The sequence below is a fragment of the Collinsella sp. AM31-2AC genome (genome assembly GCF_003469285.1).
GTDB lineage: Bacteria > Actinomycetota > Coriobacteriia > Coriobacteriales > Coriobacteriaceae > Collinsella > Collinsella aerofaciens_AT.
In genome coordinates, this window is the sequence record NZ_QSJB01000031.1 from 1 (window position 1) to 8,532 (window position 8,532).

At 56.2% G+C, this 8,532-nt stretch carries 7 protein-coding genes and 1 pseudogene; 5 read left to right on the forward strand and 3 right to left on the reverse strand.

Annotated features, from left to right (window positions below; translation table 11 throughout):
• On the reverse strand, nucleotides 1-3,259 hold a 3,259-nt coding region (locus DW796_RS10070; protein WP_118095214.1), incomplete at its 3' end, for an N-6 DNA methylase.
• 260 nt (nucleotides 3,260-3,519) lie between these two features.
• Between DW796_RS10070 and tnpA the strand changes: the two genes are divergently transcribed.
• The 3 genes from tnpA to DW796_RS10085 all read left to right on the forward strand — a co-directional run bounded on the left by tnpA (nucleotide 3,520) and on the right by DW796_RS10085 (nucleotide 5,543).
• Nucleotides 3,520-3,978 (forward strand): IS200/IS605 family transposase, encoded by a 459-nt coding sequence (gene tnpA / locus DW796_RS10075; RefSeq protein ID WP_118095216.1) that lies wholly within the window; start codon nucleotides 3,520-3,522, stop codon nucleotides 3,976-3,978.
• 558 nt (nucleotides 3,979-4,536) lie between these two features.
• Nucleotides 4,537-4,890 carry a dihydropteridine reductase gene (locus DW796_RS10080; protein ID WP_118095218.1) on the forward strand — a complete coding sequence of 118 codons (354 nt, stop codon included), beginning with the start codon at nucleotides 4,537-4,539 and terminating at the stop codon, nucleotides 4,888-4,890.
• 29 nt (nucleotides 4,891-4,919) lie between these two features.
• Nucleotides 4,920-5,543, forward strand: a complete 624-nt coding sequence (locus DW796_RS10085) for a TetR/AcrR family transcriptional regulator (RefSeq protein WP_118095220.1) — start codon at nucleotides 4,920-4,922, stop codon at nucleotides 5,541-5,543.
• A gap of 271 nt (nucleotides 5,544-5,814) precedes the next feature.
• Here the strand turns inward: DW796_RS10085 and DW796_RS10090 are convergent, their stop codons facing one another.
• Entirely contained in the window at nucleotides 5,815-6,201 is a 387-nt protein-coding gene (locus tag DW796_RS10090; RefSeq protein WP_233539726.1) for a helix-turn-helix domain-containing protein, read from the reverse strand.
• 128 nt (nucleotides 6,202-6,329) lie between these two features.
• Between DW796_RS10090 and DW796_RS10095 the strand changes: the two genes are divergently transcribed.
• Nucleotides 6,330-6,965, forward strand: coding sequence for an NAD(P)-dependent oxidoreductase (locus DW796_RS10095; RefSeq protein WP_199576434.1), 636 nt, complete (start codon nucleotides 6,330-6,332; stop codon nucleotides 6,963-6,965).
• A 136-nt stretch (nucleotides 6,966-7,101) separates the two neighbouring features.
• Here the strand turns inward: DW796_RS10095 and DW796_RS10695 are convergent.
• A pseudogene (locus DW796_RS10695) lies at nucleotides 7,102-7,541 on the reverse strand (MerR family transcriptional regulator).
• 152 nt (nucleotides 7,542-7,693) lie between these two features.
• Here DW796_RS10695 and DW796_RS10105 point away from each other — a divergent pair.
• Nucleotides 7,694-8,458: a carboxymuconolactone decarboxylase family protein gene (locus tag DW796_RS10105; protein WP_118095224.1), complete on the forward strand. Its 765-nt coding sequence runs from the start codon at nucleotides 7,694-7,696 to the stop codon at nucleotides 8,456-8,458.
• Nucleotides 8,459-8,532 lie beyond the last annotated feature (74 nt).

Here is an 8,532-nt window from a genome sequence, read left to right on the forward strand (position 1 = left end):
GCCATGATGCGTGCGTCTTGGTTCTAAACATCTCGACAAACCGTGATTTGACGCTCTCCTTGAGAGCGGCGATTTGCTGTCTTTTGCTATTGATTTCATCTGTTAAGCGATTGAAACCGTCGATGAGGGCTCTCTGCTCGGAGAGCGTCGGGACTGGGATGGGGTATTTGAGCAGCTCATTCTTGTCTCCGCGAGGCCTGCCGGTTCCCGTGAAGGTGGACATATCGTAGTCGAAGAAGTCCTTCTGCCACAGGAGCAGATGGAGGAACTCGGGCAATAGGCTGTCGGTATTTATGCTTCGGAATACCAAAACGTCCTTGGAGCACGCCCCATCGCGGTCTGCGAGCCAAATCTTCTGCAGATAGGGGCGAATATTGGAGACGAGCGTGTCTCCCTTCTTGTATGCGGTGCCAGCACTTGCCGGAAGCTCTCCGCTATAGGCGGTTATGCCGCCACGATCCTTGACCATGTTCTCCGTTGTTACGTAAGTGTCGGTGGTGATGGAACTCTGGGCCACGCTGTTGGTAACGTAGGATGTGATGTCTCTAAGCGTCTTGACTACGGTGCCCTGGGCGAACGAGCGGGGCTTGTAGAAAGAGCGGGGAATCGTAAGAGTCTCGTCGAACTTCTCGGCATCAAAGTCGATGAAATCGGCGGTCTTGGCATAGTAGTAGTACTGGGTAAGGTCGCCGGGCTCAACCTGCTCGCCGGAGAACCATGCTCTGATGATGCCGCTTAGCGAGTTCGTGTCGTCCGATTCGTCGTCCGAATAGAGCACGCCCTCACCATCGATGGGCTGTATCCCCTCGTTGCCTTTGCGATTGCTCCATTTGTAGCCAAGGAAAGAGGCGATTTCCTTGGTCGTGTTAGGTGAGTTGATGATGAGCGTCTGTTCGCCGCAGACGAGACCCCAAACGCGCAGGCGTTTGCGCTCTTCCTTGTGCGCATAGCGATAGAACAGCTCGTTCTCTGCTTTGAGCTGTGAGTTCTTGTCGGCCGCCTTCCAAGTCTTGCTCTTTCGAAGGGTCTTGAGCTCCTTCGATGATTCGAAAAGATGGCAATAAACGTTGAAGTGGCGAGTGTTTGCCCATTCGTTCCAGCCAGCCTCTCCTGCGAGAAAAGCCCGGTAAGTATCTCCGTCTACATTAATTGTGTCGAGATAAGCGTTGAAAGCGCTTTCGTCTTTCCAACCAGTGAGCTTCCTGCGCTCAAAAACAGCGTCAACGAAATCAAGTGCGTTCGCATTGCGGGGCGGGATCTCGTCAAAGCGACGTAGGAACATAATTGCGACGTTTGTTCCTGTGGCCGCGAATGTGCCTGATCCAAACCTGGCGATGGAGACGATCTCGAAGGAGCTCAAAAGCACATCGCGTGCGGCCATGAAACTCGAGCTCGTGCTCTTGTCGAGGATCGAGGTGGGGAGGACAATGGCGGCGTAGCCTCCGGGCCGAACAAGCTGTGCCGCACGCTCGACAAAGAGGGTCTCGATTTCCGAGCCGCTATCGCTGATGGTTTCCAGCACTTTGAGTTCGTTGTTGTGAAGCTTGAGATGCGGTTTGAAGGCCGCGACAGAGTACGGGGGATTGGCGACAAGAATGTCGAAGCGTCCCCTGTCGGTTCGGCTGTCGATTCCCTTGTCGGGATAATTTTCAAGTCCGTCGCCGAAGACCACGTTGCCCTGCCCTGCGCCATGCATGTAGAACGAGACCTTGGAAACGCGAGCGAGTCGATAGTCCTTCTCGATGCCGACGAGATTGTCTCTGACCCAGTCGGCGTCTCCGAGGTCATCCTCTATGGTCGGATCATATTGGCATGCGGCGTCGGAGATTTCTTCGAACCCTTCTGTGAGAAAGTGCCCCGCGCCACAGGCGTAATCGATAACGCGTGGATAGTGCACGGCACCAGCCTCGTCCTGCACGATGCTGTCGAGTGGGAGTGACTTCCAAATAAAACGGGTGATGGGCACAGGTGTGAAGAATTGGCCCTCGTTTTGCTTAAAGCCCTGATTAAGGAGCTGTTCGAAGAGGTCGCCCAAGAATTGAATGTCTTGAGTTCCTACGATGCGATACGGCTGTAGAAGTTGCACCGTCTCTACGAGTACCTTGCCGTTCTGAAGAAAGAGTTCCTCGTTGTGGACGTCTTTGAACGCAAAGTCATTGTTGGTATAGAATTTAAGCTTGCGCAGCGTGCCGTTCAGCTCCTCGATGAGCTGCTTGCGGTGCTGGCCCGTATAGTTGCTTATGAGGTTTTCGGCGTAGTTGTTGGGAACGTACAGGACCTCTTCCCGCATGAGCTTTCTCATGCCGTCTGAGTGGAGTCTCTGGAGTCTGTCCTGGAGCGTTTCGTAGGTGTCGCGTCCTTGGCGGTATTGGAACTCAATCTCCTGGGTTGGCATTTTCGAGAGCTCGTCTTGGAGCTTCGCGATAAAGAGCGCAATAAGGCGATTGAAGGCGTTCTCTTTATCGGAGACGTTGTTGTGGCGGAGGATTTCCTCGAAGCGGTTGACGATGCTGTCTTCGGCCCTGAAGTCGACAAGGTCCTTCTTGAGAAGGGGAGGAACCATCGGGTGGTATGCCGTCGACCTATCGCCAAAGAGGATGTTTCCCTCGACTTGTTGGTTGTACGTTTCCGTCCAAACTTGATGGAGCTGTTCCACTGTATGGGCGTCGCGGTAGAGCGCAATGGTGTCATCGCGTTTGGCGAGCGCGATGAAGTTCTCGTCATCGCTGCAGTTAATTGAAACCTGGTCTGGCACAATTTCGTTGTTGATGAAATCGCATGCAAAGAGTACCAACCAGCGAGTCGCGCGCTCTTGTTGCCAATAGGAGAGGAGTTGCCCTCCGTCTGACTGCATGTTCTTGAATTCGTTTTTGAATTCGGTTCCAGGGGTCTTGCATTCGACGATTGCGAGTGTGTCGCCCCTCTCGTCATTAATGCAGATATCAGCGCGGCCGCTCTTTTGTTCGTGCCCAAGGGCCCATTCGCGCTCCAGCTCGAGTGATTCGGGGCGATATCCTTTGTCGAGGAGCATGGTTACGCAGGCGAGTACGACGAAGTTCTCGTTATCGGAGAAGTTACAAGTTGTGTCTTTGTTGACCTTGAACCCCAGGTCTTTCGGGTAGCCGATGCGTTTCTTGGAAAAATCGACCGTGATTTGTGCGCTGGTCTCTTCCCAGGATTTCTGATAAACGGTGCCGTCGCCCGACGGCTCGTAGCACAGAGCCCTAAGTGCGTCGCGAAGATTGTCCAGCGTAATCATCTAATGTCTCCGTAGCTGCGAGGTGAAAACACAATTCGCTAATATTATCGCAGAGGGCACCGTAAGAACGTAGTGTGATTGGCGGTGCTGCTGCTTGCCAGGGCATTTGATTGGATGATGACGCGCACGGGGCGGGATTCGCCAGTCCGCTAAGCCACGCTGGCAACAGTAGCGTACCAGGGGCTTTACAAAGCCACCCCTCCGACCGATATTGACGATTGTTCAGGCCGTAAAGAATTCGAGTCGAAGGGGTGGTCGCCATGGCCCAGAAGGCCTACGGCCTTTCCCACACGAAGTGGATGTGCAAGTACCACATCGTGTTCACGCCGAAGTATAGGCGCAAAGTGATCTACAACCAAATCAGGGGCGACATAGGGGAGATCCTCAGGAAGCTGTGCGAGTACAAGGGGATCGAGATAATCGAGGGGCACCTGATGCCCGACCACGTGCACGTGCTGCTGGCGATACCGCCGAAGTACAGCGTCGCGAGCGTGATGGGCTACCTGAGGGGGAAGAGCTCGCTGATGGTATTCGACAGGCACGCCAACCTCAAGTACAAGTTCGGCAACAGGAAGTTCTGGGCGGAGGGCCACTACGTGTCCACCGTCGGCCCGGACGAGGCGACGATCGCCAAGTACATCAGGGAGCAGGAGTCCCACGACATCGCGCTGGACAAGCTGAGCGTGAAGGAGTACGGGGACCCCTTCAAGAGGGGGTGATGCCGCCGGTTCGACCGGCGCGCCACGGGTCAAGATGCACTAGGCCTGGACGAAGTCCGGGCCCGCGCCTTTAGACGCGAGCCCGGGGCCCGTGGGTTATACCCTAAGGGCAAACCACCCTTTTTAAGGGTGGTTCTGATTCTATCTAGCGGAATTTTATTGGGACGAGACCTGAGCATATTCGTCGACGCAACCTCCTCCCCAGTCGCCACGCCAAATGCAGGCGGAGCGGCCGAAGGATCTAACGAGCACGCCGCGATGACTTGGAAGTGCGGTTGGAAAGGTCATCGAGGCCAAAGAATCCCGGAGGTATACCAAGGCGCACTTTGGGAATCCGTCGAATCACCCCACTTCAAGCCAGAATTCAGATCGGGCCGATTCATCATCTGAAAGTCCCATCGGCGACTCGCAATGAACAACCGACGCGCTCTGCGAGAGACCGTTCAGTACCGGCCCGAGCCGAACATGGACACAACGTCCCGTTTGTGTTCTTCAATCGCCTGCACGTTCTTCCTATTCTTGGGTTGTCGAACAAGCCATAGAGAAAAGGAAGAAAACATGGACACCGACAAGATCTGCGCGGAATCGATCGCCAAGCAATACGCGCCCAAAAGCGCCTCCAAGCTCACCGCGCTCAAGAAGCTCGATGCCAAAGCAAAGCGCCCCGCGAACGTCTTCGCCTACAGCTTTGGCATCGCTTCCTCGCTGTTGTTGGGTGTGGGCATGTGCCTGACCATGGGTGTGCTGGGACCTGGCGAGGGCACGTTGTTTGTGCTCGGAATCGTCCTTGGTATCTTGGGTATCGCAGGCGCAAGCGTGAACCTTGTTCTGTATCGCTGGATTCTGGAAACCTCTAAGAAGAAATACGCCTTTGAGATAATGGAGCTTGCCAAGGGAATTGCCGGCGAATAGCTTTTGGCATCAGGGAGAGGCAGGCTTGGGTGAACAGGCAGCAGAGCAGATACTTTACGACGGCGCAGCTTATGGACGAGGCTTTGCTCGACTTGCTGCAGAACAAGGGCGCGGAGTTCATAACCGTTAAGGAGATTTGCAAGAAGGCCGGGGTGGGGCGCTCTACGTTCTACCTTCACTGCCAGGGTGTCCCTGACCTCGTGAAGGAGCGTTCGGAGCATGTGAACACCAAGTTCTTCGAGCGCTTTGAACAAAGCGCCGCAGACACGATCGGGGCTATCCGTACGGCTTCCCTCGATGAGCTCGTTTTCGTAACCGACGAGTATCTGAGGCCCTACCTCGAGTTCGTCCAAGACAACTGCTCCATCTATCGCGCGATGCTCGCAAACGGGCATACGCTGCAAGCTCAGGAGCGATTCGAGGCCCTAGCGAAGCACATCATCGACCCAGTGTTGGAGCGCTTTGGCTATCCCAGCGAGCAGCGGGCCTTCGTCATCAGTTTTTATGTGCATGGGCTCTCTGCCGTGGTACAGGACTGGATTCGGAGCGGCTGCGAAACGCCTATCGATGAGATGGCGCGCATTATCAAAACCTGCGTGCACCCGAACGGCACGAACCGACGTCTTGCCAACGCTAAAGAGAGGCGCGAATGAAACGATGTGACGGCGACGCCCCCTAGGCGCCAAGAGCGCGGGCCGCGCATCCGCCTTGAGAATACTGCGGAAGGAACGGGAAGCGAAAGCAGCAATCTACCTTGGTAAAGGGCGTGTATCCCTTTCCGCTGCTCGCGCGGGGCGGCTCCAGCCGTGCCGGGATCTCCAGCGCGGCCTCGAAGCCGTTTGCGGCGAGAACCAAGGAGGAGGGTTTCCCGTGATGGCGATAGGACGGAGGGGTTTCTGTAGGCGTGTAACCAGTAGGAGCTACTTATCGAAGCCCGCCGCCGCTGAGCTGCTCCTTGTAGTTCTCGCCCCAAGCTCTCATTGCGTCAAGAACGGGTCTGAGTGTCTGTCCCAGGTCGGTGAGCGAGTACTCCACCCGTGGGGGCACCTCTGCGAACGCTTCACGATGAACGAGCCCCGTTTCCTCCATGGTTCGTAGGTTGCTGGTCAGAACTTTCTGCGAAATCTTGCCGATCGAGCGTTGCAGCTCCTTAAAGCGCATCGTGCCTTTGAGCGAGAGTTCGCGCAGGATGAGCACCTGCCACTTGTTGCCGATGAGCAAAAGCGTTGTCTCCACTGGGCAGGCAGGCAGGTTCTCCAAAGTCGGTGTTGTCATATTCGTGAAACCTCCGTCTGCAATCATGCACGTCATTTACATTAGTTTCCTTTTGGTGCTTACAGCACTTTTATGTGCCTACTTTCCATTATATACCTTTGACGCGTATCGTATGAGCCGCAAGGAAAGCGGCGGCGAGTGCCGCAGGCCGAAAGGAAAGTATGATGACCAAGAAAATCGCAGTTGTAGCAGCGAACGGCAGGGCCGGCAGCCTCATCGTTGAGGAGGCCGTGCGTCGCGGATTCGACGTGACCGCCATCGTGCGCGGCGAGAATAGGACCGCCGCTCAGAACTCCGTCATCAAAGATGCACTCGAGCTCACGACGGAAGACCTCGAAGGATTCGACGCCGTGGTGGACGCCGTGGGCGGCTGGACGCCCGAGACCATCCCCGGTATCACCGACGCTGGCATCCACTTGGCTAATGTGCTGGTCGGCACCGATGTGCGCCTGCTCATAGTGGGTGGCGCGGGCTCGCTGTTCGTCAACCCCGAGCATACGGTCACCGTCGATATGGGCCCGGACTTCCCCGATGACTGGAAGCCGCTGTCCGCCGCGGCCGGCAAAGTCCTTGCTCACCTTCGCGAAACGGACGGCCTCAAGTGGACCTTCATTTCCCCTGCTGCTGACTTCCAGGCCGACGGCGAGCGCACCGGTGAGTATATCTTGGCGGGCGAGGAGTTCACGCTCAACAGCCGCGGCGAGTCAACGCTCTCGTACGCTGACTATGCGATTGCCATGGTCGATGAGATCGAGTCCGGTAACCACGTCGCCCAGCGCATCTCGGTTGTGAGCAAGTAGCTTTATGCCGTTCGGGAAATGGGAGGGTCGATGCCAGCCGCGTCGACCCTCCCGTTGCGTACCGGGGCAACCAGTCTTGTTGTCCGAGTTGTGACATCTTAAACAATGGTTGAGTTTAAAAAGGGCGTTTTTGGTACTACCGAGCGTGAGCGTTCTCGTAGGCCTCTTTGATATCTTCTGGCAAACCGTCGGGAATCATGGCCCTCAGCTCAGTCTCATTCTCGCCCTGATTCAGCTGCCCGTAGAACCAGCATTTGTACTTCAGCATGTCCAGCGCGCGGTTCATGTTCGCGATCTCTAGCTCCATGTGGGCCTTCCGCTCCTCGAACATGGCCTTGCGTTTGGGGTATGTCGATGGACCCTCCGCGCACCATTCCATGAATAGACGGATGTCCTTGATCTCCATCCCCGCTTTCTTGAGGCATTCGATGACCCGAAGCGCCTCGAGTTCCGTATCGCCGAATTGCCGAATGCCGGACGTCCGCTCCAATGCCTGAACAATCCCTGCTTGTCGTAATAGCGCAGCGTTGAGGCGGGCAAGCCGAACATCTCCGACACCTGTCCGATTGTGTACATGGCTCCTCCGAATCAATCTCGAATTCATTTCTTGACCTAAAGTCAGGTTTAGGTATTACCTTCATTCTCGTCATTAGAACAGGGATTGCAAAGGGTGTTCCGTAATGCGGAAACAGATTTGCACCTAAACCATCGACAGGGGGAGATCGATCATGGCAATTAAACAGACGGCAGGCAGAGATGCCCTAGGGGACTTTGCCCCCAAATTCGCACAGCTCAATGACGATGTGCTGTTTGGCGAGGTGTGGAGCCGAGAGGGCGAGCTTTCCCTTCGAGACCGCAGCGTGGTGACGGTGGTGGCGCTGATGGCGCAGGGACTGACGGATTCCTCGTTCCAATACCATCTGATGTCCGCAAAGAATAACGGTGTAACCAGGGCGGAGATAGCGGAAATCCTTACCCACGCCGCGTTTTACGCGGGGTGGCCCAAGGCATGGGCGGCCTTTCGCATGGCGAAGGAGGTCTGGGCGGATGACGATGCCGCTGATGCAAAAGCCGAGCACCAAAACGAGATGGCCTTTCCCATCGGTGCCCCCAACGACGCATTCGCGAAGTACTTTATCGGGCAAAGCTACCTCGCGCCTCTATCAACCGAGCAGGTTGGCGTCTACAACGTGACGTTCGAGCCCGGCTGCCGCAACAACTGGCACGTGCACCACGCCAAAAACGGCGGCGGACAGATTCTCATCTGCGTGGCTGGTCGAGGGTTCTACCAGGAATGGGGTAAACAGGCACAGGAGCTGCGCCCTGGCGATGTGGTCAACATCGCCCCGGGTGTGAAACATTGGCACGGAGCCGCGCCCGAGAGCTGGTTCTCCCATCTCGCGCTGGAGGTTCCGGGCGAGGAGGCCTCCAACGAGTGGTTAGAGCCCGTGGGCGACGGGGAATATCTCAAAGAGACTAACAAGGAGGCTTAAATACCTTCGCCGTCCGCGCCGCCGAGAGCAGGGCGCCCAAATCGGCCTGGATCGCCCCTGCCTTGCTTCCAAGC

Excerpts from the sequence above, each read along its gene's own strand:
- tnpA (WP_118095216.1), top strand. The coding sequence starts at position 3,520 with ATGGCCCAGAAGGCCTACGGCCTTTCCCACACGAAGTGGATGTGCAAG.
- DW796_RS10080 (WP_118095218.1), top strand. The coding sequence starts at position 4,537 with ATGGACACCGACAAGATCTGCGCGGAATCGATCGCCAAGCAATACGCG.
- DW796_RS10090 (WP_233539726.1), bottom strand. The coding sequence starts at position 6,201 with ATGACGTGCATGATTGCAGACGGAGGTTTCACGAATATGACAACACCG.
- DW796_RS10095 (WP_199576434.1), top strand. The coding sequence starts at position 6,330 with ATGACCAAGAAAATCGCAGTTGTAGCAGCGAACGGCAGGGCCGGCAGC.
- DW796_RS10105 (WP_118095224.1), top strand. The coding sequence starts at position 7,694 with ATGGCAATTAAACAGACGGCAGGCAGAGATGCCCTAGGGGACTTTGCC.